The sequence below is a fragment of the Flavobacterium sp. C3NV genome, assembly GCF_046825355.2.
Lineage (GTDB): Bacteria > Bacteroidota > Bacteroidia > Flavobacteriales > Flavobacteriaceae > Flavobacterium.
This window is the reverse complement of record NZ_JBKQBJ020000012.1, coordinates 148,340-173,945: the sequence shown is the minus strand read 5'-3', so window position 1 is coordinate 173,945 and position 25,606 is coordinate 148,340. Positions and strand designations below refer to the sequence as shown.

Annotated in this window: 17 protein-coding genes; 5 read left to right on the top strand and 12 right to left on the bottom strand. The window is 30.9% G+C overall.

Annotated features, from left to right (window positions below; all coding sequences use genetic code 11):
* Positions 1–23 precede the first annotated feature (23 nt).
* A complete protein-coding gene (locus ACIDC4_RS17575) occupies positions 24–278 on the bottom strand; it encodes a GIY-YIG nuclease family protein (RefSeq protein ID WP_412042971.1) in 255 nt (84 codons plus the stop codon).
* 214 nt (positions 279–492) lie between these two features.
* On the opposite strand from ACIDC4_RS17575, the gene ACIDC4_RS17570 reads away from it, so the two are divergent.
* On the top strand, positions 493–1,377 hold the full coding sequence (locus tag ACIDC4_RS17570) for a hypothetical protein (protein WP_412042972.1): 885 nt from the start codon (positions 493–495) through the stop codon (positions 1,375–1,377).
* A gap of 358 nt (positions 1,378–1,735) precedes the next feature.
* Here ACIDC4_RS17570 and ACIDC4_RS17565 read toward each other — a convergent pair whose 3' ends face one another.
* Entirely contained in the window at positions 1,736–3,760 is a 2,025-nt protein-coding gene (locus tag ACIDC4_RS17565; protein WP_412042973.1) for an ATP-binding protein, read from the bottom strand.
* Between the two features lie 232 nt (positions 3,761–3,992).
* Here ACIDC4_RS17565 and ACIDC4_RS17560 point away from each other — a divergent pair, with 232 nt between their 5' ends.
* Positions 3,993–5,081, top strand: a complete 1,089-nt coding sequence (locus tag ACIDC4_RS17560; RefSeq protein ID WP_412042974.1) for a hypothetical protein — start codon at positions 3,993–3,995, stop codon at positions 5,079–5,081.
* A 7-nt stretch (positions 5,082–5,088) separates the two neighbouring features.
* Here ACIDC4_RS17560 and ACIDC4_RS17555 read toward each other — a convergent pair whose 3' ends face one another.
* Entirely contained in the window at positions 5,089–5,553 is a 465-nt protein-coding gene (locus ACIDC4_RS17555) for a JAB domain-containing protein (RefSeq protein ID WP_412042975.1), read from the bottom strand.
* A gap of 403 nt (positions 5,554–5,956) precedes the next feature.
* On the opposite strand from ACIDC4_RS17555, the gene ACIDC4_RS17550 reads away from it, so the two are divergent.
* The 3 genes from ACIDC4_RS17550 to ACIDC4_RS17540 all read left to right on the top strand — a co-directional run bounded on the left by ACIDC4_RS17550 (position 5,957) and on the right by ACIDC4_RS17540 (position 8,879).
* Positions 5,957–7,969 carry a histidinol-phosphatase gene (locus ACIDC4_RS17550; RefSeq protein ID WP_412042976.1) on the top strand — a complete coding sequence of 671 codons (2,013 nt, stop codon included), beginning with the start codon at positions 5,957–5,959 and terminating at the stop codon, positions 7,967–7,969.
* Positions 7,950–8,246, top strand: coding sequence for a hypothetical protein (locus ACIDC4_RS17545; protein WP_412042977.1), 297 nt, complete (start codon positions 7,950–7,952; stop codon positions 8,244–8,246). Before ACIDC4_RS17550 ends, ACIDC4_RS17545 begins: the two co-directional genes overlap by 20 nt.
* Positions 8,247–8,417: 171 nt before the next feature.
* Positions 8,418–8,879, top strand: coding sequence for a hypothetical protein (locus tag ACIDC4_RS17540; RefSeq protein WP_412042978.1), 462 nt, complete (start codon positions 8,418–8,420; stop codon positions 8,877–8,879).
* A 141-nt stretch (positions 8,880–9,020) separates the two neighbouring features.
* Here the strand turns inward: ACIDC4_RS17540 and ACIDC4_RS17535 are convergent, their stop codons facing one another.
* The 9 genes from ACIDC4_RS17535 to ACIDC4_RS17495 form a co-directional block, all read right to left on the bottom strand.
* A complete protein-coding gene (locus ACIDC4_RS17535) occupies positions 9,021–12,209 on the bottom strand; it encodes a type I restriction endonuclease subunit R (RefSeq protein ID WP_412042979.1) in 3,189 nt (1,062 codons plus the stop codon).
* A 1-nt stretch (position 12,210) separates the two neighbouring features.
* Positions 12,211–13,203, bottom strand: a complete 993-nt coding sequence (locus ACIDC4_RS17530) for a nucleotidyl transferase AbiEii/AbiGii toxin family protein (protein ID WP_412042980.1) — start codon at positions 13,201–13,203, stop codon at positions 12,211–12,213.
* A complete protein-coding gene (locus ACIDC4_RS17525; protein WP_412042981.1) occupies positions 13,188–13,913 on the bottom strand; it encodes a type IV toxin-antitoxin system AbiEi family antitoxin domain-containing protein in 726 nt (241 codons plus the stop codon). The genes ACIDC4_RS17530 and ACIDC4_RS17525 overlap by 16 nt, the downstream gene beginning before the upstream one ends.
* 196 nt (positions 13,914–14,109) lie before the next feature.
* Positions 14,110–15,900, bottom strand: coding sequence for a GmrSD restriction endonuclease domain-containing protein (locus ACIDC4_RS17520; protein ID WP_412042982.1), 1,791 nt, complete (start codon positions 15,898–15,900; stop codon positions 14,110–14,112).
* A 24-nt stretch (positions 15,901–15,924) separates the two neighbouring features.
* Positions 15,925–18,564, bottom strand: coding sequence for a hypothetical protein (locus ACIDC4_RS17515; RefSeq protein WP_412042983.1), 2,640 nt, complete (start codon positions 18,562–18,564; stop codon positions 15,925–15,927).
* Positions 18,565–21,153: a hypothetical protein gene (locus ACIDC4_RS17510; protein WP_412042984.1), complete on the bottom strand. Its 2,589-nt coding sequence runs from the start codon at positions 21,151–21,153 to the stop codon at positions 18,565–18,567. It lies immediately after the preceding gene.
* 52 nt (positions 21,154–21,205) lie between these two features.
* Positions 21,206–22,675 carry a hypothetical protein gene (locus ACIDC4_RS17505; protein ID WP_412042985.1) on the bottom strand — a complete coding sequence of 490 codons (1,470 nt, stop codon included), beginning with the start codon at positions 22,673–22,675 and terminating at the stop codon, positions 21,206–21,208.
* 9 nt (positions 22,676–22,684) lie between these two features.
* Positions 22,685–23,893 carry a restriction endonuclease subunit S gene (locus ACIDC4_RS17500; protein WP_412042986.1) on the bottom strand — a complete coding sequence of 403 codons (1,209 nt, stop codon included), beginning with the start codon at positions 23,891–23,893 and terminating at the stop codon, positions 22,685–22,687.
* Positions 23,877–25,445 (bottom strand): type I restriction-modification system subunit M, encoded by a 1,569-nt coding sequence (locus ACIDC4_RS17495; RefSeq protein WP_412042987.1) that lies wholly within the window; start codon positions 25,443–25,445, stop codon positions 23,877–23,879. Before ACIDC4_RS17495 ends, ACIDC4_RS17500 begins: the two co-directional genes overlap by 17 nt.
* Positions 25,446–25,606: the final 161 nt, after the last annotated feature.

Below are 25,606 nucleotides of genomic sequence, written 5' to 3'. Positions count from 1 at the left end.
GCGGCGGATATGAGCCAGACGAGCTATGAATTTTCAATAAGTTTTTTGATGAATTCTCTTCCTATTCCTGTTTTTAAATATTTTTCTCTTTTCATCGCTTCAGATTTAGAATTAAAAAACTCAACGTGAATTACTTTCCAAGGCCTAAATTTTAAAGTATACCCTTGTGTTTCAAGAATATTATGAGATTTGAATCTTTCAATTAAATTAGAAGTATAACCAGTATAATTTTTATTGAATTTTTCAGAATAAAGAATGTAAACAACAAATTCTTCCATAAATACAAGGTGCTATAAACGAAAAAAACACCAACTTTTTCAAGTGGTGTTTTTCTCTTAGTAGCGGGAAGCATTCAAATATCTAACCAGATTATGGAAGATTATTTTAGTATTATAGCATGTGCATCCTGATGATTTATATTAAAAAGATATTGCCTGTTAATTATATCTTTCTGAATTTGAGTAGATTTGTGTTGTATTTAATCAAAGCAATATGTTGACATATAGTGAACTTATAGATTTAAGAGAAAAGTTAGCGAGTGGTCGAATTGAATTAGAGCTGGCAAAGGCGGAATATTGGAACGATAATAAAGAGGGACAGCGATCTTGGTATACCAAAGACTGGAAAGAAAGAAAAAAGAAATTTATTAAAGAAAAATGCGAACTATGCAACGGTGATGACACATTAACAGTACAGCATAACTCTCATCCAAAAAAATACTCTGAATATCTAAGAGAAATAACAAGGAAATATACGAAAGAATTCATAAACAACAATTCAGTAATAAGCAAACCTGAGTTTAGTGATTATATACAGAAAAAACATGATTACATTCCCGTATCATTGTGTCCAAACTGTAAGGCCAAAAATCCAAGTGAAAGGGTCAGAAAAATGCCAAAATACCGTTGCGCTGATTGTAAACACGAATTTGATGAAGCAATGTATAGATCTATTGATGAGCTCATTTCTATTTTCTATGAAAATAAAGATGCGTATGAAATTGTAGATAAATGTTTTGTATCAAAAGATAAATGGAAAAACAAGAACAATTTGGCAGGTATAAAATATTGGATGCAAAGAGAGAAAGCCAGAAACAATGATTCAGAAACTATTGAAAATATGGCGTTTTTGCTTCATATAAACGATTGTATTAAGTACCTTTCTTTTGAAGATGCAATAACAGCTTGTAAAAAATGTGCATATAATCTTGACATAAAAAAAATGGATTTGTGTCCTAACTGTAAACAACAGTACAAAGGGCTTCAGTATCCAACCTGTATTGAATGTTTACCAGAAGAAAGACGAAAAGAAGTATTGGAAAGTATTCAATTTGGAAAAGAATGGCACGAAATGCATAGAAGACTTGAATTAGAATAGAAGTCATGAAAAAATAAAAACTGAATATTGTAGCGTTTTTTGTCACATTTAATCCAAAATATTTTATTTCAAACTAATGTTATACCATATTAAATGATTGTTTAACGGAGACAGTTATTTGAACACAACTAGTCCTAACGCGACAATTCTCGAACCATTTTGTAAATGATTTAACTAAATTGAATTTAGTTTGAATTAAATAAAAGATTCAACTTAATATATAGATTACAAGTGTTGTTTGCATTTTTGAAACAGACAATCGATTTGATATACCGTGCAATCTCAGTATTGACAATCTTTTATAAACTGACAAAAAAAGTATAGCTAGGTAAATTGAGATGGAAAAGTTAGCCAGTTCTTATTTTAACTTAATTTCTTTCAATTGTATTGCAGAATTTTCTTGAGCAGTTTTAATAGCTTGATCGGCACTATTAATCTGTGCAACTAATAGTTCCCTTTCTAACTTTAATTTTTCATTTAAATAATTATATTTTATTTCAAAGTCAGCGAAAATTTCACTCCAAGTTTTTGCATAAACTTTGATCCTCCCATCATCCAAATGCATAATTAATGAACGGGTTCCGTGAGGTTTATTTGTAATTATTTGATTTTGTAAAAAATTAGTCGAGTCAAATTTATTTCCAATAAGATAAAATTCCCAAGACATATTTGGTGCATTGAACTCCGGCTGTTTTTGGATTAATTCCATATAATTATAAACTTGACTATATTGGCTATTTCCAAGATTAATTTGGGGATGTTTGAGTTCAACCACTATATTTTCAATTTTATCTAATAATGTATTTTGCCTGCAGGCAAAAATATCCATTTCTTTAAGTCTATGCGGATGATCTATTTCTACATTGGTATCCTTATCGGTTAAAAGATAAATGTATCTTCTTAAAGCTTCTTCAAATTTAGGTTCTGCAGCAGTTACTAAATGGTACTGTTCTCCAAAAATCCAATAATGGCTTTCAATTAATTTTTGTAAGTGATCAACCTCATTTGCTTTTAGATCTTTATTGTAAACAAGTTCTTTAAGAATATTGATTGTTTCATATCTGTCCTGAATTAATTTTAGTGTTTCAATAACCCTATTTAATTTTGTAGTCTTAAAAATTTTTGCAAGATCTTCTCTTTCCTTGCTTGAAAGATCCAATATTTCATCAAGTACTTTAAAAATATCCTCCCTTTCGTTAGAATCAAGCAATAGGTCAAGAAATCTAACAAACGTTTTCTTTTGATTAATGTTTAAACTCGTAAATAATTTGGGCTGAATTTCATACAGACTTTTTAGAGTCTCAATTAAATCCTCTTTTTTAAATCTTTCTTCCCATTCTGTTTTATAGTTCGGAAGAATACCATTTTCCTCATAGTTCTCAATAAGTTTATCTGCGAACTGCCTTAAGAAAGGTTTTCTTTTATCTCTTAAGACCTGATTAATTACTTTTATAAGATAACGATATTCAGGCGAAGATTTAGCTTTTCCAAATAATTTGCCCTGAGTTTCATTTTCGGAGCTATTAAAATCAAAATCCTTAAAATAGTCACTTTGTATATATACGCTGTGAAAGAATTCATCTCCTTTTTTATTTAGGGTTGTATGATCTTTGTACACTTCATTCTCCTTTTCATTTAAAAAATAATATTTTGAATATTCCTGATGTAATGATTCTTTCCACTGAATAAATTTAATTTTAAATTCTGTTAGCTTTTCAGATTTATTATCTGAATAAGTAACGCTAATTTTCTCATCACTTTCGGCTATATTAGATTTGTAGTCTAATGGGATATTATTGATTTTTATTTGAAAATTTTTAGGTTTATTTAATTCTAAAAACCAGCAAAACTCCCTAATAAGAAAAGGAATAATTACTTTATTCATTTCATTTTCAGAAATCTGCATATTAGTAAAAGTGACTATAGTTCCGGGAAAGTTCGCTTCATTTTCAGCCTTCTCGACTTTAAAATCTATAAGTTCATTACTATTTATTATTATGGTATTAGTTTCAAATTTTTTACCGTTCAAAAAAGTTGTTAGCCATTTTGCGCTATGGGCAAAAGTGAAAAAAGTCAACCTACCGACTCCATTTTTTCCATGCATAGTGGATGTATGTTTAGGAGCAGAAACTTTTATTGCTTTTTCAGATTCGTAAAAAGGTTTGAATTTTGTATTTAATTTACTATGATTAATGCCATATCCGTTATCTATTATTTCCAGGAATTCCAATGATCCAAAGTTGTTTACTGTATAGTTTATAGCAACAGTATTTGCTTTTGCGTCAAAACCATTCCAAATATATTCTGCAATAGAACTCGGCGCATCATAATTACTAAGAATCTTTTTTATTCCATTAGAGGTTACATTTACATTTCCTGCCATAATTTAACTCGTTTAAACCTTGATTTAATTCTTGTAATGTTATCTATAAATTTTTTCTCTCTTAATAAGAAGATATACTGATAAAGTAGAGTAATCGTAAAGGTAGTTTTTTTCCTGATTAAGCATAAGCTTATTTAAAGGCCTGATACTTTTCTCTGTGAGGCTATAATTGATTCTACCTTCATATAATATGAATTATGTTTTATCGTTTATACGCTCAAAATAAAGTATTATGAAAACAGTCACTTTTACACGGCAGGAATTATATGATCTTGTCTGGAAAAAAAACCTCGGACAAATTGGTCATTTATATGGTCTCTCGAGTTATGGTATTCGACAGGCCTGTGCCACACTTAAAGTTCCGTTGCCACATGCAAGTTATTGGATACAATTAAAACATGGCTATAGTTGGGTGGCTAAACTTTCAGAGCCGTACGAGGGGCCTGAAAGGATAGAAATTCTTAAAAAGAAATACGAAACCAATGTGCCCGCACCAGTGGCCTCTCCGATAATACTCCGAACCAAAGAAATCGAAAAAGACCCGAAGGCTCCGCTTACCGTCGGGGAGAGGCTCGCTAAGCCGCACAGGCTCATACAGATTACCAAAGACAGCTGGGATAAACGCGACAAAAGTAAAAGTTACAGAGAGCCGGATAAGGAAGGACTCTATTTACATGTCGCTGATGCGCTTATGCCCAGGGCACTGCGGTTTATGGATGCCCTTATTAAACTGCTGCAGTATCGTGGTCATGATTTCAGGAAGAACCAGTATGGTTATACAGTGGCGGTGGTGGACGGCATTGAAATTGAAGTCTATCTTCGCGAAGCGGGCAAACGTGTACCTTCAAAGTCTGGGTACGGCACAGATCTTGTACCAACGGGTGTCTTTATTTTTCAGGTGGGAAAGCATTCCGATCAGAAAGAATGGCGTGATGGAAGCACACCCATTGAGGGACTGCTGGCAAGGATTTTGGCCAAGCTCGAACTGCTGGCAGAAAAAGAAAAGATATGGCAGGAAGAATCCCGTCTGCGCCAGATTGAACGCGAAAAGCAGGAAGCGATCCAAAGGGCTGCTGCTGAGAGAAGACAAAGGGAAGTACAGGATTTCAAAGCGCTGCTTCACGCGGCTGAAAGATTTGATGAGGTCACCAGACTTCGTAATTATGTAAAGGCCGTTCAAAAGCAGGCAGACCCATTGGATGAGAAGACATATCACTGGATAGCGTGGGCTGAGCAAAAGATGAACTGGATGGATCCTCTGGTGGGTACTCCTGACGACATCTTTACAACGTATGACCTGACGCAGTATAAAAAATGGTAAATGGCGCCTACAAAGCGCCTTCATCAGCAAAGGAGTAATATGATTCGGAAGTTATAATTAATGAATCCAGTAATGTAATATCAAGAAGTCTTCCGGCTTCTTTTACTTTTCGAGTTATCTGTTTATCAGCTTCAGAGGCTGTTAGGTTTCCTGAAGGATGATTGTGAATCATCATCAAGGATGTAGCATTTGCCTTAAGAGCTGCTGAGAATATTAATCGAAGATCTACTACAGTACCTGCAATTCCTCCAGAAGAGATTTCATAAATACCGAGTGCCTTATGAGCTTGGTTCATAAGTAATACTTTGAACTGCTCGAAGAATTCTATTTTATTATAGTCCCAAGCCGAAAGAGCCAGTTTGTATGCGTCTTTAGAGGATTTGATTTGTGGTCTTTCAGAGTTTTTTACTTTTGTTTTGTAAATCAGTTCAATTTCAGATACAGTCTGCCAGTTTTGATTTAAAGTTTCCATAATTTCTATATTTTATTAATTATGGAACATCCACCGGGAATCGCTCAGCAAGCGCAAAAAGCAACGCAATAAAGCAGGAATTTTTTCCTGCATTTATGGGGGAATTTTTTGCTAGCGCCCGCAAGCGATTTCCGAACTTTGTGATAAAATTAAATAATATATTAAAGAATAAAGAGCCATTTAAAGTGGACATATTAAAAAACACGTACTTATACCGGCTCTCACTATTTATTAAAAGATTAATTTGGCATTTGTATTAACAATTATGGAAAACCATAAAAGAAGATGATTGTGGTTCTGTAAATTTGACAATAAAGTTTTAAATGGTGTAACGCCTCCAGCAATTATACAGTAATTAATTGTTTCAAGTTATCTGTAATTATTAACCCAAACATCGTCTAATTTGAAGAAAGTAGATTTACATATTCACACAGTTCCTTCTGTAAGTGACACACAATTTTTTTTTAGTTTAAATTCTTTAAAGGATTATGTTGAAAAGTTAGAATTGGATTGCATAGCCATCACAAATCACAATCTATTTGACAAAACTCAATTTGAATATATTTCTTCGGAATTATCTATAAAAGTATTTCCTGGAATCGAAATAGATTTAGAAGCGGGACATATTCTCCTGATTTCTGAAAATGAAGATTTGGAAGATTTTGATTTAAAATGTAAAAAAGTAACTGAACTTATAAAGTCAAGAAGTGATTACATTACATATGAACAATTAACTGAGATATTTCCATTACTATCAAAATATCTTCTTATCCCACATTACGACAAAAAACCTAATATTAAAGTTGAAACTTTAGATAAACTTGGAGATAATATCTTCTGCGGTGAAGTTACAAGTATAAGAAAATTTAAGGCTTGTCTAAATGAAAATGATAAACTTGTACCAGTTATTTTTAGTGACAGCAGATTTGTCGAAGATATGCCTAATTATTCGACGAGGCAGACATATGTTGATGCTGCTGATGATTCGCTTACAGCAATTAAAGGATGTTTATTTGATAAAAATAAAGTTTACCTTTCAAAAGAGGAAGGTAACGAGTTTTTTCAAGCCACTGATGATGGAATTGTGCTATCTACTGGATTAAATGTAATTATTGGAGAGCGCTCAACAGGTAAAACTTATACTTTGGAAAAAATCATAAATGGTTTTGAAAATGTAAAATATATCGAGCAATTTTCATTGCTGCAAAATGATGAAGAAAAATTCAAAGAATTAGTTACTACTAGGCACAGTTTAGTTTCTGAAAATTATCTTAAAGAATTTAAAGATGTTATTTATGATATAAATACAGTTGAAATTAAAACAAATAACCAAGGCGTTGAAAAATATATCGAATCACTTAAAAAGTTTGCTTCCGAAAGTGATAAATTAGATAGCTTCTCAAAATGTAAACTATATAATGAAACTAAATTTGAGCTGGACGATTTAGAAAATTTGAAAGCACTAATAAAAGCTACCAAATTATTATTAGATAATACCGAATATAAAATTCTAATTAATAAACATATTTCAGAAAATAATTTGAAAGATTTATTTTTCGAATTAATCGAAAATTACAAATCAAAATATATTACAAATTTGGAAAAAAGCTTTATAAATGACTTAACAGAAAGAATTAAGGATGATTTAAAAATACGTTCATCCTCAACTTCAATTGAAGATATTGATTTTAACAAAATTCAATTAGATAAAATTAAAGTTAGTAAATTCAACTATTTAGTACATAAGCTTCAAACTGAGAAAATAATTGATAGTAAGGAAATTCGAGGTTTTAAAGTTATTGCCAAAACAAAAAAATTTACTGGCGCCAGTCAGTTGCAAAAGAAGAGTAGAAGTAAAGTTGCTTTTAGTGAAGCTTTTGATAATTATAATAAACCATATAAATTTCTAATTTCATTAAAAAACATTGCAATTGAAGAAACTGATTATTATAAATATTTCATTGATATAGAATATAAAACATTAAATAAACACGGTTTTACTGTTTCTGGTGGTGAACGTTCAGAATTTAATTTGTTGCACGAAATTAGCGATGCCTTGAAGCACGATATATTAATGATTGATGAGCCTGAATCTTCTTTTGATAATATATTTCTTAAAAATGAAGTAAATGAATTAATCAAAGAAATATCAAAAGAAATTCCTGTAATTGTTGTAACACATAATAGTACTATTGGAGCATCAATAAAACCTGATTATTTAGTTTATACACAAAAAGAAATAGTAAGGGATGAAATAAAATATAATGTTTACTTTGGACATCCTATGAGCAAAATCTTGAAAAACGCAGAAGGAAGAGAAATACAAAATATTGACATTTTATTTAATTGTTTAGAAGCAGGCGAGGAAGCTTATTACGAAAGAAAACTAAAAGCATATGAAATACTTAAAAATTGAAAATAATAAGGGATATTATATAAAAGATATTGCAAGCCCAACAAACTGGACAGAAATAGATCAAATTGAAAAAGACGATTTATTAAACTTACTTGACCTTGCAACAAATCAAGACTTTGAGTTAGATGCTTATGAGGAAACCTTATTAGGAAATAAAGCTCATCAAATCATATATAAACACATAGTGGAGAAATTCACAACTTTTCTGAGTAATAAAGCTAGATTTAAGGATGAAGCTGAAAGTTTATTTAAAATTGCTTTAGAAAAGTACCAATAGAAAACTAGATATGGTAGCGGTTTGAAAAATTTAAATACAGGCTTATTTTTAAGTTAACATTGTATTTGGGGAAGTTGTATTTAACCAAAAAAGAAATCTCAATTAAGTCATAAAGAGTTGTAGTCACAATAAGTTAGTATCTAATTAACACAAAATACAAAAAAAAACAATATGAGCAAACCAAATATTCCGAATTTACGCACTTGGCCACGTAATTTAAGTACAAGCCACGGCGGTGGTCTGTCGACATCGCAATATGGTGGAATGTCAACCTCACAGTATGGAGGGGCATCTACTTCACAATATGGAGGACTTTCGACTTCTCAGTATGGTGGAATGTCAACTTCTCAATATGGTGGTTTATCGACCTCACAATATGGAGGATTATCGACTTCACAATATGGTGGACTATCGACTTCACAGTACGGAGGACTATCGACATCACAATATGGAGGATTATCTACGTCTCAAGGAGGCGGAATGTCGACATCTTCATCTAATATTTACACAAGTAATATTCCACCTTGGCCATATTTTCTTAAGATACTAGAAGAAAAAGGATATGATAGAGCTGTTGAGATGATTAAAAATCATTTACCTGACTTTTTATGGCCAGAGAATTATTTTAGATGATAGTTTTGTATTAGCGATTTCTGAAATTTAAACTGACCGAAGATCTGCTGCTAACTGACGTTTAGTAATATGGTTGAAAAATTTAAATTAAAAATAAGGATTCACTCTTGTATGTATTTGTGTGTCAAGATTTAAATCTTATTAAGTTTTGTATTTCTTAAAGTTTTCAGCTTGCTCAAAAATTTCTTTATAAACTTCGTCACGATCAACTGGTGGATAGCCATTTTCAGCTAGTAAAATTATCAGTCCAACTTTGAGCTCAGCTTTAATATCTTCTCTCTTGGACCAGTCCGTATACTTAGCTTTGTCATCTACTACCACCTTTACTTTCTGAGCTAATGAAATTAATTTTTCTTCTGGATAAATGAAATCATACTTGATGGCTAACGATTTTAATATGTCATAAAATGCTTTTTCTTCAAAATCAATTCCAAGATCTTTAAAAGATTCTTTTTCTTTTTTTAGGGCATAATACAAATCTATAATTTCATCTGTAAAATCTTCAAGGACTTCGCTTCGCAAAACATCACTTTCTTTACGTTCATTGTACTTATCAACTATAAATTGTAATCTTTTCGAAAAATCAATACCAGTAATTTTATTTACTTTTTTAACATCGTCAATTGCTTTCAATAGTAATTTTTGTAATAGCTTTATCTTTGTATTCGGCAATTTTATTTTATCAATTTTTGCCATATAATCATCTGAAAAGATGTCAACTTCAGTTTGGCTTTCATCACCTAATTTAAAGATTTCTTCCACACCATTACTTTCAATAGCTTCCTGAAGCATTTGCTTAACCCTATTATTCATCCTTGCTGCGTCTGGTGCTTCTCCTTTGGTTAATTTAAAGATTATCGAGCGTATTGCTAGATAGAAATGAATCAAATCTCTTTCAACGTCATTGAACACTCCGCTTCCGGAACAGATATCGTAGGCTGATTTTAAACGTTTAACAATATACATGAATCTCTTTTCTAATTCTTGTGTAAGTTGTATAAATTCAGCTGCTTCGTTTAATGATTTAAGTTGGTCAAGAGGTGTACCATTAAAATATTTTAAAGTGTCAAACTTATGAAATAGTTTATTTAGAAGATCTAGTTGATCTTTTACTACTACAATAGATTGTTCAATATCTTCTATATTTTGGGAATCAGCATTGCTATATTGTGCAAGTGCTAAATTCATTTGTTTTTTAATTCCAATATAATCTACAACTAATCCCTTTTCTTTTCCTTCAAATTTTCGGTTAACTCTTGAAATTGTTTGAATTAAGTTGTGGCGTTGAATTGGTTTGTCAATATACATCGTGTCAAGAAAAGGAACATCGAAGCCTGTTAGCCACATGTCGACAACAATAGCAATTTTAAAATTCGATTTTTCATTTTTGAACTGACGATCAAATTCCTTTCTATCTTCTTTTGTTCCTAATAAATTATACAGATCAGCATGGTCATCTTTACCACGGGTCATTACCATCTTAATGCGTTCCATTGGTTTGATTTCCTTCTTTTCCTTTTCAGTAAGTTCAATATCATCTTCTGCTATCTTTGTAATACCCCATTCTGGACGTAAGTCAATAATATTCTTATATAATTCAAAAGCAATTTGACGGTTACTACAAACAAACATAGCTTTTCCTTTTACTGTAGCGCCTTCTGCAATTCGTTTTTCATAATGAGTTACAAAGTCTTCTGCTATTGTTGATAATCTTGTAGGATCACCAATGATTGCATTCATCTGTGACATTGCTTTTTTGCTCTCCTCAACCTGATTTTCATTACTACCATCTTCTGCGCAACGATTATAATAATCTTCAATTTCTTGAAGTTTGCTATTATTGAGTAGTACTTTAGCTGCACGTCCTTCGTAGACAATCCGAACTGTTATTTCATCAGCAACAGATTCAGTCATTGTATAAGCGTCAATTATATCGCCAAAGACATCTATTGTCGAGTCAATAGGTGTGCCTGTAAAACCAACAAATGTTGCATTTGGAAGTGAATCATGCAGGTGCTTTGCAAAACCAAATGACTTTTTAACGCCTGTTTCTGTAATTTTGACTTTTTGATCAAGATTGGTCTGGCTACGATGTGCTTCATCTGAGATACAGATCACATTAGTACGATCTGTTAGTAATTTTGTGCCTTCAGTAAACTTATGAATAGTTGTTAAAAACACACCGCCACTGTTTCTACCTTGAAGCAATTCTCTTAATTCACTTCGGCTTTCAACACTAATAATTGATTCGTCACCAACAAATCCTTTTGCGTTAGTAAATTGCCCGGATAATTGATCGTCTAAATCAGTCCTGTCTGTGATAATTACAATAGTTGGGCTTGCAAAGTGTTTACTGCGCATTAATAAACGGCTTAGGTAAAGCATAGTGAAGCTCTTTCCACAGCCTGTTGTTCCAAAATAAGTTCCGCCTTTACCATCACCTAAAGGTTTTTGGTGCAGTTTTATGTTTTCGAATAGTTTTGTAGCAGCATAATATTGTGGATATCTACAGACAATTTTTTCATTCTTTTTAGAACTATCCGGCAAGTATATAAAGTTTTGAATAATGTCTCTCAGTCTATTGCGGTTGAACATGCCTTGAATAAGCGTAAACATTGCATCTATACCGTCTACTTCGTTTGGCATACCTTCAATTTTACGCCATGCATAAAAGAATTCATATGGAGCAAAAAAGGAGCCTGCTTTGGTATTGGCACCATCGCTAATTACGCAAAATGCATTATATTTAAATAGTTCCGGAATATCTCTTTTATAACGTGTTGTTATTTGAACATATGCGTCATGCATAGTTGTATTTTCTTGTATGGCAGTTTTGAACTCAAAAACTACCAATGGTATCCCGTTGATGTATAAAATTAAATCTGGTATACGAATTTCAAAACCTCTAATTGCTAATTGGTTGACAATTCTGTAGATGTTATTGTCTTTTTCAGAATAATCAATTAATTGAATGTAGAAGTCTTTTTGATTTCGGTCTTCTCGTTTCAATAAAAAACCATCTGATACCATCTTCATGATGGTTTTATTACTCTCATATAAATCAGAAGCAGGTAGTCTTTCTAAGCTTCTAATGATTGAGTCAATTTCGCTTTCTGTAATATTTTCAGTAGCGTATCGAGATCGTAAAAAGTTTTTAAAATCTTCTTTTAGCAAAACTGTTTCGCTTACAATGTGACCGTAAATTGCTTGAGGTTCTGATACTTCATTCAATTCAGACTTACGGACATCACCACCTGCAAGATGAGTCATTTTCTCTTCTTGTAGTAAACTGATAAAAGCCTGTTCTAATTGTGATTCAGTAAATTTCATATCAAGGTATTTTAATAGTCCACTGGATGCTTTCCATTTGTTTACTAATTCTTAATAATGTTTTAGCTATTTCGGCTTCATCCGGTAGTGGTCCCAATACTAATTCTCCAAAATCAGTAGTGTAAGAATTTTTGAGTGTGTTCCAGCTTATATCAAGATCTTTAAATAACCAGGAATCGTTAGGATGATTTTGGAGCCAAAGATTGTCATTTCTGTAACTATCTACATCATCTTGAGCCACTTTATTAAGTAATATGTCAAAATCTGCTGATTCAAAAAAAGTATTTATTACTTCATTTTGAAGTAATAAATGCAAGTCGTATGTATGTCTGATTTTATTTTTTAAATCTAATATTGGATCAGCTGAATAAGAGAAACGAACCAGACTCATGATTTTTTCACATACCGTTCGTACTGGTTCTAATGCTAATACCTCAAAAGGGAGTAGCTCATATTCATGCGTTAATGCCTCTTGATTGTTTTTTATCATCATTTCATATACGTATGAACTTACGGTTGCTCTGGTATAAGGTTCATGGTAGCCAAGCCAAGTGGCTTCTACAATAACTACATCCCGAACTTGACCATAATTTCCTGTAAATTCTTTGCTGTAAGTATGTGCGGTTTTTCGGTTCATACCCATTTTTTGAGTAATGTTTTCTACAGCTATTTCTGGAAGAACTGTAGAAACTAATGTACTTATTTTTTTAATTCTATTTGTCAATTTATTTCCTGAATCACCTACTTCTCGTAGTACTACTAAATCAATATCTTCAGAAAATCGCTCAATCAGCCCAAAGCATTTGGATAAAGCAGTTCCTCCTTTAAAAACGACCTCATTTTTTATGTCACTATGATAAAGAGTATGTAATACTAATGTAACCCAATAATCCTTTTCCACATAGATTTCTGGTAGTCCAAGTGTTTGTGCTGTAAATTGTATAGCTTGTCTAAAGAGTTGTTTGTTTTGATGTAGCTTCATAATAAATTCCATTTTTCAGCGGTTTTTAAAACACTAGAAACTCCCGAAAGTTTATATTTGGTAATAGGATTTAAGTTTTTCTGTAATAATTCTTGAAATTGTATAATTCCAGATTCTTCCAATAATGCACCTAACAGCGCTCTCGTAGCAGGAGGATATTTTTGAGATAAACGAACCAAAGAAGTTGCATTTTTTTCGTTTAAAGTTTTAAGTATTGCTGTTAATCGCAAACAAGCGGAAGCTATACTAGTATCGGGTATTTTTTTTATATAACGAATGGAGTCTAAAATTTGTAACAACGGAACGTTTTCCTTAGTGATGGTATTTTTTTGCTTGATAAATTTAATGGTATAACGATCTCGTTTTAGCATTGGACGGATTTCATTCTTAGCAATTTGTATAGTATTGCTTACTTGTGTGGTTAGTCCTAATTGGTTGTAAATACTTAAACCTGTAAGATAGCCAATTGTTTTTCCATCGTCTTCAAGTAAATCTTTTACGACTTGAAATTGATTAGGTTCTAGATTGCCAAAAGGTGTATTCTCAGGTTTGTAATATTTCCCTTTAGCTAGTTTAGCAATCTTACCTGAAACTACCATTCTGTTCAAAGCTTTGATTACCGCTTCTTTTTTATTCACCTCAGTAGTAAAGTCTGCATAGGTGAATATATACCCTTTGGGTAATCGGTCTATGCTAGTTGCAATGTAATCAGTAGTTTTCATACTATACTAGTTAATGCAAATATATATAAAATGTCCAGTTTATTTTATAAAAAACTGGACAAATGCAGAAATGAGTTTGAAATATAGTTAGGTTATTACCATGCATTAGTTTAACTTTGACATGTCAAAGTTAAACTAATGCACCCTCACTTTATGTTTTTGTTAGTTTCTACGTATTAAATGACATTGTTAATTATTACAATCCTTGATAATAAGCTTTTAGTTTTTTTGCAATTAATTTTCTTCTTTCTTCTAAAAAGCGTTCATAATCTAAATGAGTAGCTTCTTCAATAAAACAAGGAATGTCATTGTTCATTAAATTCTCATGTAAATTAATTTCTGAATCTATGGTACTGATTTCATTGATACCTACTGCTATTTGCGATTTTACCTTATTCAAGTAAGCTTCTGGCGTTAATATGCCTACTTTTATATTGGTTGCCTGTTCTGTGTACACGAGGTTGGCTACCTGATTGTATGATTTTTGTGCGTAACCATTATTCATAAGGTATTTTTTAGCAAAAATATGATGGACATCGCCACGTTGCTCAATAAGGGTGCTAATCTTCATACTTTTAGATAAAAATGCTGTTGAGCCTGCAGTGATCTGAGCAGCTAAATATAAATTATACGCATTGTTGTTGACACTGGAGGTTTCCAGATCATTAATGATTCCAAAATCCCAAAAACCATCTCCAAGGTACGCTTGTTCCATTTGAATCAAGTAGGCAGCAATCCCTTTTTCATTGATTTGTTTAATGTCTTCATCAATACTCGATTCTGCAGAACCAGAATAACGACCTATGAACATAGACAAAATTAACCATCTTTTTATGTAGCCATGGGTTTCTGATTCGGCCATACCATTTTCTCGCAATTTTAGATACAATGCGTAGGCAAAATTTAAACTATTCTGTGAGGATATCAATTTTTTGCTTATTAAACCAGCCGACTTAATAATCATTATAAAACGTTGGTAATTACTTTGATTTACAAAAGCGGATAATCCTGCTGAAAGCTTTGCATAACTTTCTTCTGCGATTTCAATTTCATAGGAGCGGTTTTCGAAATTACGGCCAGATAATAAGGCAACTAGATCACTGAATTTACCACGGCTAAATTTAAAAGTGAAAGCCACACGCAGCATATCGATATAGTCAGGTACATATAGGTCATCATTACCTGCAGCCATCCATTTTATTTCTTTATAATAATCAGATTGGCTAAACGTAATATCATTGTCTTGTATATGCTTGATAAATCCTTTGTCTACTAATAATCGGCAGAAATAATCAATCATTTTACGCATTGTATTTCCACCAAATTTTTCATCTGACGCAATTTTAGACATGACAAAATCAGCATTGCTCAATACCACACCTTTTTGGTTGATACGAATGAAAATTTCAGTTACTGTATCAATATCCAAACCAGCATCTAATTCGATAATTCCTACTTGTTTGTTTTTGATGCGTTTTAAATTTTCGATACGTTCTTCAACTAACTCCTCATTAGCTGTTGGATTATCGGCAATGTATTTTTTGATTGCTTTTGAAATAGAAACTTCATCATTTACAATTGGATTGATATTATCTATCCATTCTGGGCTTTTCTCGATTGCTTTATTCAGCACCTCAAATTTTTGATCTATTGGATGAAAAGCTATACGGATATTGGTTTCTTTGTAGTTTTTATCTAATACTCTTTGGCCAACAATGGCGGCAGTAAGCGCTGTAATACGTTGTTGACCATCAATCAAAACCCTTTTTCCAGTAGAAAGTTGTCCGTTTTTTAGTTTTACGTCGTGATTTCGCCAGGTAATGATGTAGCCAACAGGATAACCTTTGTATAAAGAGTCAATTAAATCTCTAACTTTTGTACTGTTCCAGACGAAAGGGCGTTGAATTTCCGGAATTGCAATATCTCCGGATTTAATCCAACTTAATAAAGTTTCTATTGGCTGTTGATGAACGCTGTATTTTGCCATTTTTATTGTACTTGTTTTTAATATCTAATTTTTGAAACTTTGTCCAATTCCCATTAGACGGATTCGCTCCAACCATTCATAAATCATTGAAGAGTTATATTTTAAATTCCCATTTTCATCTTTTTCTTTCTCTAGAGCAATTGCCATTAAAGCATACTCGTTTTCTAAAGAAGTTGAAAAAATACCTTGGTCATCCGTATTTATTGACACAGATAATTGAGGGCAATTTTTAATATCATTATGATTTAATTCTAGGCCTAAATTGAAGAATTTAGTAATTGGATGTTTTGCATATCTTTTAAAAGTACCAATTAGATAATTAGATGTTGGATTCGTTTCAATAGCAATATTTCTGTTTTTGACATCATGCATCATCTTTAGTTGTACTGCTTCTACTAGTTCAGCATATTCATGTGTTATTTCAAATTGCTTAATTAACGTACCTGACTCTTTCAGTTTTGAATTAAAGTGATATTCCTGATACAATCTTTTTACATCAATATTCTCTCTGACAGTTTTCGAGATAGGATATTCTTCATTAATTCGACATCGCTCCCAATACGTTAAATTTATTTGAGAATAAATATCCTCTTCAATACCTGTAAGATATAAATAGGGATCATCTCCTCTTAATTTCCATGCATCGTAATATGTTGTATGATGAATATATTTTTGCTTTAATGGGTGATTTTTATCAAAATTGGCTGTGAATAATTCATAAAATAAATTATCAAATACTTTTTCTAATCGATTAATCTCATTACGGTGGATACCAATACCAAAATTTCTAATTTTAGCCAATAACCAAGCTACATTATCTAAAACAATTTGTTTGGGTAACATGAGTTTTCCTTGTTTAAAAGAATAATACTCTTTAACATCTATTCCTAATGCTAATGCATGACCAATACGATCCCCTTGTTTTAAATTTAAAAAATGAATGCATTCATCTATGGCTCGTAAACCATCTACTAAATCATAAAAATCTTCTCCAGCGTGATAGGTTGCATATATTTTAGGTTCAGAAAGACTATTTTTAAGATGATTAAATTTACCTCTCAATTTATGATTTTTTAAATATCGGAAGCCTTGAGAAAAAACCTCTGGGCTAGCATCAAATTCACTTGAAGCAGCATCAATACCTCTTATCGAATCTGATAAAGGGGAAAAACTTTCTCTTAGCTGGCTTATGGCAATAGATTGTTTTTTTACTTCTTTTCTAAGACTGTGATGTCTGCATAGTACATCGGAAGAACTATCACTATATTTATAATCATCCTTTTTTTTGATATAATGGATTGTATAAAAAATATTATGTTTTTCTAAATAATTTTTTTTTGATATCTCTTCTAATTCAATTTGCAATGTCTTACACAATTGAGATTCAGATAAAATGGCATATTTATCAATTGCTTTATTATATCCTTTTAAACTGTTGTTTAAGTCTACCACTTGATTTTTTGGAGCAACTCTAAGCTCGAATGATTTTATTTTATTATGTTTTTTAGTGTCATGGACTGCTAAATTCATGAACGCAGTATGATAAATACTGTTGTCTTGTAAAAAATATTCCTTTCTATCTTGGTATCTTGAAAAGTTGCCAAAACCTATTTTGTCATTCACCTGAATTAATTCAGCTCTAAATTGTAACTTAATCAATAAGTAAGAGTGAAGCAAATAAGCATATTCTTTAAATGCTTTATTCCCAGAATATATTAATTGAAAACAATCATACAAAAATTTGCGCTCACCATAAAAAACAAAAGACTTTTTTAAGTTTCGACTATGTATATTTTTAGGAATTGCATAATCAATTACTTCTAAACTACCCCTATGCAAAAAGCGATGTCCTCTCTCAAATCTTACTATTCCAATATTTTGGGATATTTTATTGATCTTCAAAATTAAATCGAAGGAATCAGTGCTATTACTTGCCTGTGATAAGTCAACATCCAGTTTGATTCTCTCATTTCCGTTTAATAATTCCGACAAGAAATAACGAATATACGCTGCCTTGTATACTAAAATTTTTAATTCCTTTTTAGAATTTATTGCTGTATTTGAAACTTTAGTTAGCAGGCTTATTTCGCTATCTAAATTCCTAAATTTATCTTCAAAAAGGGTTGGATGATTCATCAAATTTATCCAACTTAAATCAAAAACTGGCCCTGATCCTTTTAAATGAAAATGATTCTCTGCAATACCTTTACTTAATAATTGCCGTAATCTTTTGTTGTTGGAAAAAGAAGTAGGCCTCCATCCAAAAAAATCTCGTCTTCTCTTTGAACGATTATCTAAATATGCAAAATATGAACTAGTCAACAAATCTTCTCCAACATAATAAGATAAATCTCTCCATTTAAGTAAATGCTCATAAACTACAAAAGGCTCTAAGTCTTCTTCAATTAAGACTTTTGATGTAAAATGATTTAAAATGTGAAAGTAATTTTTTTCTTTCCCAAGGTGAATATCTTTAAACCAATCATTTTCTAATTTGAAAAAAACATTTTGAATTTCATCCAATGAGTAATTTGAAAATGATTTAAAACCATTCTCCATAAATTTCTGTAAATTAATATACTCATTTGATTCTTTTTTTTTTAAAATAAAATCTGAGCAGTAATCTGTAAAAAAAAGTCTTATTGAACGTCGTAAGTTATCCATTTATCTAATAGATTTTAAAAGCTTTTCTATTTCATCTAATCCATCTTTAAGATCAGTATTCATAAGATCGCGAAACTCTTTCAATTTTAAATATAATTCAGAATCTTCTCCAAAGGCCTTATAAACTGAATTCATCGCTTGTTTAGCCCCTCTGCTATTATTTGATTGATCATTGTCAAAATAATTTGAATATTCTTTTAATAATCTTTTTGAAATATCCATTTCCTCCTTTGTAAAAGCCTTCTTATCTTGTGAAGAATAAATTTCCTGAAATAGATTAATAAACAATTTACGTCTATCCTCATCAAGGCATATATTTTTCCAATATTTTAAAATTGGATGATTCTCAATCCAATTTTTTGCATTAATATTCAAAAAAGGATATTTATTTGAAATAGTAACCAAAGCTTTTTCTAAAGAACTAATAAAATAATCATATAATATATCAAAATATATTTCTTCACCATCGTCAGTTTTTACCATTCCTTCGGATTTATGTTCTGTTCTTGTTTCTTTATCAAATTGATCAAGAAGTTCTGTGAAAAACATAGAGTTCTTAAATAACAAATTTAAATTTACATCATTTAAATTCCACTCTAGGATATCTGTATAAAGGGATGATGTTTCTGGATTTGGAATATTTAAATTTCTAGTAAACTGTTCGGGAAATAAAATATTATTAAAAATAGCTAATGGAGAAAAAACACCATTAGATACGTTGTGCAATGGTTTAAAGAAAGGGGAATACAGCTCATCTCTGTAGTTGTTAAAATATTTACCAAAGACAGGGAAAAAATTTACAAACCACAATTTATCATCAGTAAGCTTTATTTTATCAAATAAATTCTTGATCGATAAACCTTCAAAAGTTACAAAGTCTCTCCTTCTTCTCCTAGTTGAAGAAGTTTTAAAAATTTGTAAACTATTAGAAATATATAAAGATTGATTATTCACATCTCCATTTTCTAATTCTATGAGTCTCAATGAATAGTAAATATTTAATAAATCAATGAAAATTATTTGTTCTTGGTTTGTATAATTAATCTGGTTTTCTAAGTTTTTAAATACAGTATATACATCCCCAATATTGACATTTGATGGATTACTTGCATACAAAATGTAATTAATATTCAATTCACTAAACTTTCCCTTTAAATTACTAATGCAATTTACAAGAGCGATGTTTAAAGTTTGCAATGTTTGTTTTTCTAAAATATTAAATATTTCAGAAAATTCAGTATTCAAATTGTTTTTTGCTACTTCAATAACATACCTAATCAGTTCTGAATTTAGATCACTTTTCTTAAATACACTTAGAAAATTTAAAACTCCCCTTAAGTTCTCAGGATAGATGACATTATTTCGATATTTTGGAAAATTAATAAAAAGCTTTGCTTTTGAATAAATTATATCCGAAAGTAATAAAGGTAAATTATTTCCAACATAAAGTAATTTATTTTCAATAAGCTTTATTTTTATATCGTGACAATTTTCTTTTTTAACTACATCTTCAAGCGAATTACTATCTAAATCCGATGTATTACCAACATAAATTCTTAACTCACGATTATTTACATATAGTTCTGGCAAAACCAATCTTCTATGAATTGGAAACAATTTTTCTAAATATTTACCAGAAGATAATTTCAATTTATCACTTAATCCACCTTGAATATTTGTTGATATACTTTGTGCTATTTTTTGAGATCTAGTATTTTCTAATTCGCTCGAAATATTAAACTGCTTTTGAGTATTATAAAAACTAGTTAAGTTTCTATATTCATTTGTTAAATAATTTAGTATTGAATCATTTAGCTGCTCCATCTTACACGAAACTAAAATAATTACATTCGGTAGAATTAGAAATTGTCTTATGTCCTCTAGCATATTATATGCCCCTGCAATACTTAAATCAAAATCATCAATTGGTATTATTAAAAAGTCTTTATTGTTTTCGAAATTGACCAAGTAACTATTAACTAAACGCTTAAAGCAATCACGTAAATTACTGCTAGTGGCTAGCCTACTTAAGGCTTCTATAGATTCTTTTTTATATAAATCTTTCCGATCGGAATTTATTATTTGTAAATTCTCGAAAACATTTTGAAAATTTTTAATCAAATCTCTTTTCGAATCTTGCCCCAATTTGAAGTCATTATTTGAAATTTTAGTTTGAAATTCTTGAAACATTTTTGCTAATATGATTTCAAACAAACTTTCTTCTCCTCGAAATAATGATGGATCAATAATATCAATTGTTGCAAAAGATTTATTTTTCAAATATTCATATTCCGAAGATTTAAAAAAAGAAATATGATTTTTACATTCTTTGTTAACTAATGCATCTCGAAAAGAAATCATTGATGATGACTTACCTTTACCGCGTTCACCAGTAAAAGCAATCAAATTATTATAATCATCATAAGGCGATTCAGTTTTTTCGTCTGATTGAACAACAATTTCTATTACATTTTTTAGAGCACTATTGTAAACCTCATTAAAAATGGATTGATTAAAGTCTTTTCCTTTTTCAATTTTAATTTTATATTCTTCGTTTAAATTTATTTCTAATGTAGTATTGTTCGACATAAGTGTATTTTTTATTTTTTAAAATTCTTTTTCAACTATTTTAGTCTCCACTTTATTTAGCCACCGATGCAGAATTCTTGGGAGCTGCATCAATAATTACAATATTTTCCTGATCCATTAATTCTAATTTAGTCAAGACTCTTTCAACAGCTTTCATTTCTCCGTCAGTATAACACAGAATAACCTTGATATCATTGGCAGATTTTGATGCTTTTTTATAGATATCTGTTTGATTTGAAAGATTTTTACTTAGAGAAGATGATTTTCCTAGTTTGAATTCAACTATTGTGGAATCATTAGCGCCATAAGACACTTTATAATCTGCTGGACCTCTACCATTATTAACTTCTGCATTAACGTCAAATGGTGTAGCGTACCATGTTAGCTTAAATATTCGTTGAATTGTTTCTTCCTTCGCAATAGGAATTCCGTCATTGTAGAAAACGCGGTAACCATCATTGTTTTCTATTACGTCTTTTAGAAAATAAACTCGTTTTAAAGCTTCATCATAGCTGTTTGGAAGTATTTTGTAAAAATCACTATTTTCAAACAAAATGTCACCCAGTGAAGCTAGTGCTTCAGTTAGTTCAGAAGTAAGTTTTTTGATTCTGTCTTTTGTTAATTTACTGACAGCATCTTTATTGTCTTCTTTTGATTTTATGTAATAATCAATAATGTCAGGAAATCTGCTTGCTGTTTTGCTAATTGCATACGATCGATCTTTTTGAGTTGGTTTTTTAGGAAGTAAACTTCTGAAATATTCATTAATTGAGTTTCTTAGATCGATATTTTTAATGCTATTTGCAACAGATAAAAAATTAGAATAAAATTCAGAATTGTTAATCGCCGATTCATCTTTTGTCAATATATCCAAAGGTGTTAATATTATAAAATCACCTCTATCTTCTAGGTATAAGTACGGTAGATGATACTTTTTAGGCATCCATCTTTTGAACTGTTTATTAAATATTGAATTTACACTAAATTCTCGAATCTGATCCGGACCCAGATGTTTTAAGGCAAAAGCTTCGGTATACGTCAGTAAGTAATCAAAGATCAGATTGGTTGTAAAGTCACTGATGAAATCTCGTCCTATTCCAGGATTCAAAATGGTCAATTTTTCTATATGTGTTTCAGAAGTGATATCTTCATCTCCAAAAGAATTGTAGAATCCGTTGAATGATTTGATGATCTTCTTAGCGAAATCTTTACCTAATCCGTGACCTTCGTTCCCAAATTTGGAAACTCCTAACCAGTTTTGTTTTATTTCCGGAAATCTAAAGATACTGTTGTTAACTCCAGCTTCTTTATCCTCAATAGCTATTTCTTTAAGAATAAGCAGATGGTCTATCAAATATTGATGTAATTGTTTGTAGGTTTCATCATCAGAAGCAAACAATAAGAAGGGATCTATAAAAAGAGGCATATCAGCTGATAGGCAAATATTAAGTGCTCCATATTCATCCAATTTGGATGAATTGATATTAAAATAGTCGGAAAAAAGTAACTTAAAATTTGCCATATTTTTTTTTTAAGATATTAATTCAGCTTCTACTTTTGTCATTTTTGATAGTAATAAAGAATTTAAATTCTTTAAAGAGTTATGTTGCAAACTGTATATTTCAATATTTTTATCAATAATAGCAACTTTATTTTCAAAAGATTTTATAACTTCTTCATTTGTAATTAATACTATTATATCGTTCAAACCATCCTTTGTTATAGATCCAAAAATAGTACCTTCATCATTTGCAGCATCAAATTGATTTCTTACTTCTTGCATCAGATAAAATAAAAATGAATTACATTTAATTTTACTTCTTATTGCTGATATCCCACGACCAATGGCACAATCATTATTCGCAATATTCAAATCTCCAACAGGTGCTCTTACACTTATTAAAATATCGCCCTTTTTTGCTTTCCTTTTTGTTTCAGTAGTATATTGTTTTACATTAGGAAATCTAAAACCAAATTCAGTTCTTCCCTGATAAAAAATATCGCCATTCCCTTCAGTATTATAATTTTCTCCACTAGGAGATTGTCCCATTATAATAGTTGCAATATCTGCTAAAAATCCTTTTTTCCACCCCTTAGGAATTTCCTTATTTAATTCATCGCACCAAAACATTTTCCCACCACTACTCTTATATGGCCTCCCATTTTCATCCGGAAATTCAAAATCAACAAACCATCGTTTATAAATAGCCTGAGCTGTTTCTTCAAGTTTAGTGACAAGTTGGTTGTTTAATGAAATTCGGTTTTGAATAATATGATACTCACGAACGATTTCTTTTTGCTTTTCAATTGAAGGAATAGGTAATTCTATTTCGAGCATTTCAGTCCAATCAAAAATTTCTCGGGCACTGCCATGTGATTTAAAGCGAGCATAACGATCAAACTCAGGTCTGCGAAACCACATCATTAAATATTCTGCCAATAGTTCTTTTTGATCAATTATTTCAAAAACAGTATAAGCTTGTGAAACCATTGCACTTTCATATTCTTCTAATAATGCAATAGATATTTTATCCCCATTACGTGAAGTAACCGGACCATATGCAAATTGATTTTTAGAAATCAATTTATAAGTAGACATATCTGTTCCGATGATATTAGCAATAGATGGCATAAATACTTTACGAATACTTACACCAAGTAAAGGAATGGCAATTAAGTCCTTATTCCTATTATTTATTAAGCGTATGTAATTACCTAGCTTTTTATAATTTGATGGCATAGCCTAATTCTTTAAATACGGTTAACAAATCATCTTTAGATTGAGTTTCAGCTTTTAGTAGTTCAGAAAATTCAGCTTTCAAAGCAGTCATTTTGTCCTCGAAATCAATATTTTCATCACGATTAACAAAAGTGATGTATCTACTCGGAACCAATGAAAAGTCTTTAGCGGTTACTTCTTCTATGGTGGCTGCATAACAAAATTCAGGAACATTTTTATAAACTGACACATCAGTTTGCCAAGTGTGATAAGTCTGTGTTATTTCATGAATATTATCCTCTGAAAACTGAGTGAATTTCTTTTCAAAAGGAATTCCCTTTTCCCGTAAATCCATGAATAATATTTCATTTTGACGATTACGATAGTTTCTTGTTTCCTCAGGTAATTTAACTGTTCTTTCCTTTTTGTTTCTATTAAGAATCCAAAGCGTGACACTGATGTCTGTGGTGTAGAACATGTTGCGAGGAAGGATGACAATAGCCTCAATCAAATCATTTTCGATCAATTTGCGTCTAATTTTGTATTCTTCTCCGCCACCAGATAGTGCTCCATTTGCGAGGATAAATCCAGCAACACCATTTTCAGATAGTTTGCTAACCATATTTAAAATCCAGGCATAGTTTGCATTACTGGTAGGAGGGACGTCGTAACCAATCCAACGAGGATCATCCTTTAATTCATCACTTGCACGCCAATCTTTTTGGTTAAAGGGCGGGTTAGCCATTATAAAGTCAGCTTTTAAATCAGGATGTTGATCACGACCAAAAGTATCAGCAGGTATATCACCCAAATTAGCAGATATTCCTCTAATGGCAAGATTCATTTTTGCCAGCTTGTAAGTAGTAGCCGTGTACTCCTGTCCGTAAATAGAAATCTCTTTTTTGTTTCCATGATGGTTTTCAATAAACTTCATAGATTGTACAAACATACCTCCAGAACCACAAGCAGGATCATAAATTACACCTTTGTAAGGTTCAATCATTTCTGCAATCAGATTAACAATGCTTTTTGGCGTATAGAATTCCCCTTTTCCTTTTCCTTCGGCTAAAGCAAATTTGCTCAAGAAGTATTCATAAACGCGTCCGACAATGTCTTGTTGCTTATCTTTTATAGTGTCAATATTATTGATAGTATCTAGTAAAGCTGATAATTTACTTACATCCATGTTCAGGCGTGAAAAATAATTATCTGGTAAAGCTCCCTTCAGTGACGGATTGTTTTTTTCAATAGTATGTAATGCTGTATCAATTTTTAGGGCAATGTCATTTTGCTTAGAATTTTCGATAATAAAAGACCAACGAGAATCTTCAGGCAAAAAGAAAATATTCGACATGTTGTAGAATTCTTTCATTTCAAGATATTTCTCTTGACCTTCTGCGATCAATTCTTTTCTGCGTTCTACAAATTTATCACTTGCAAATTTTAAGAATATTAGTCCTAATACAACATGTTTGTATTCCGAAGATTCTACAGTTCCTCTTAGCTTATTTGCTGATTCCCAAAGGGTTTCTTCTATTGATTTTTCTTTCTTAGCTTTTACTTGTTTTGCCATTATTATTTAAGGTAATCTCTATTTAATTTAGTAATATCAATTTGTAAAAATAGGTTATATTTTATAAAAGAAGGTTCTTAAATGATCAATGGTTTACACTTATTAAAATAGTTAAGTTCAAATATAGAATTACTAAATATGATTTGTTTACGGTTTTCCAT

What these genes read in the sequence shown, in the direction of transcription:
- ACIDC4_RS17525 (WP_412042981.1), bottom strand. Translation starts at nt 13,913, where the DNA reads ATGAAAACTACTGATTACATTGCAACTAGCATAGACCGATTACCCAAA.
- ACIDC4_RS17500 (WP_412042986.1), bottom strand. Translation starts at nt 23,893, where the DNA reads ATGCCATCAAATTATAAAAAGCTAGGTAATTACATACGCTTAATAAAT.
- ACIDC4_RS17560 (WP_412042974.1), top strand. Translation starts at nt 3,993, where the DNA reads ATGAAAACAGTCACTTTTACACGGCAGGAATTATATGATCTTGTCTGG.
- ACIDC4_RS17510 (WP_412042984.1), bottom strand. Translation starts at nt 21,153, where the DNA reads ATGTCGAACAATACTACATTAGAAATAAATTTAAACGAAGAATATAAA.
- ACIDC4_RS17555 (WP_412042975.1), bottom strand. Translation starts at nt 5,553, where the DNA reads ATGGAAACTTTAAATCAAAACTGGCAGACTGTATCTGAAATTGAACTG.
- ACIDC4_RS17540 (WP_412042978.1), top strand. Translation starts at nt 8,418, where the DNA reads ATGAGCAAACCAAATATTCCGAATTTACGCACTTGGCCACGTAATTTA.
- ACIDC4_RS17565 (WP_412042973.1), bottom strand. Translation starts at nt 3,760, where the DNA reads ATGGCAGGAAATGTAAATGTAACCTCTAATGGAATAAAAAAGATTCTT.
- ACIDC4_RS17570 (WP_412042972.1), top strand. Translation starts at nt 493, where the DNA reads ATGTTGACATATAGTGAACTTATAGATTTAAGAGAAAAGTTAGCGAGT.
- ACIDC4_RS17545 (WP_412042977.1), top strand. Translation starts at nt 7,950, where the DNA reads ATGAAATACTTAAAAATTGAAAATAATAAGGGATATTATATAAAAGAT.
- ACIDC4_RS17495 (WP_412042987.1), bottom strand. Translation starts at nt 25,445, where the DNA reads ATGGCAAAACAAGTAAAAGCTAAGAAAGAAAAATCAATAGAAGAAACC.
- ACIDC4_RS17515 (WP_412042983.1), bottom strand. Translation starts at nt 18,564, where the DNA reads ATGGATAACTTACGACGTTCAATAAGACTTTTTTTTACAGATTACTGC.
- ACIDC4_RS17530 (WP_412042980.1), bottom strand. Translation starts at nt 13,203, where the DNA reads ATGGAATTTATTATGAAGCTACATCAAAACAAACAACTCTTTAGACAA.
- ACIDC4_RS17535 (WP_412042979.1), bottom strand. Translation starts at nt 12,209, where the DNA reads ATGAAATTTACTGAATCACAATTAGAACAGGCTTTTATCAGTTTACTA.
- ACIDC4_RS17505 (WP_412042985.1), bottom strand. Translation starts at nt 22,675, where the DNA reads ATGGCAAATTTTAAGTTACTTTTTTCCGACTATTTTAATATCAATTCA.
- ACIDC4_RS17520 (WP_412042982.1), bottom strand. Translation starts at nt 15,900, where the DNA reads ATGGCAAAATACAGCGTTCATCAACAGCCAATAGAAACTTTATTAAGT.
- ACIDC4_RS17575 (WP_412042971.1), bottom strand. Translation starts at nt 278, where the DNA reads ATGGAAGAATTTGTTGTTTACATTCTTTATTCTGAAAAATTCAATAAA.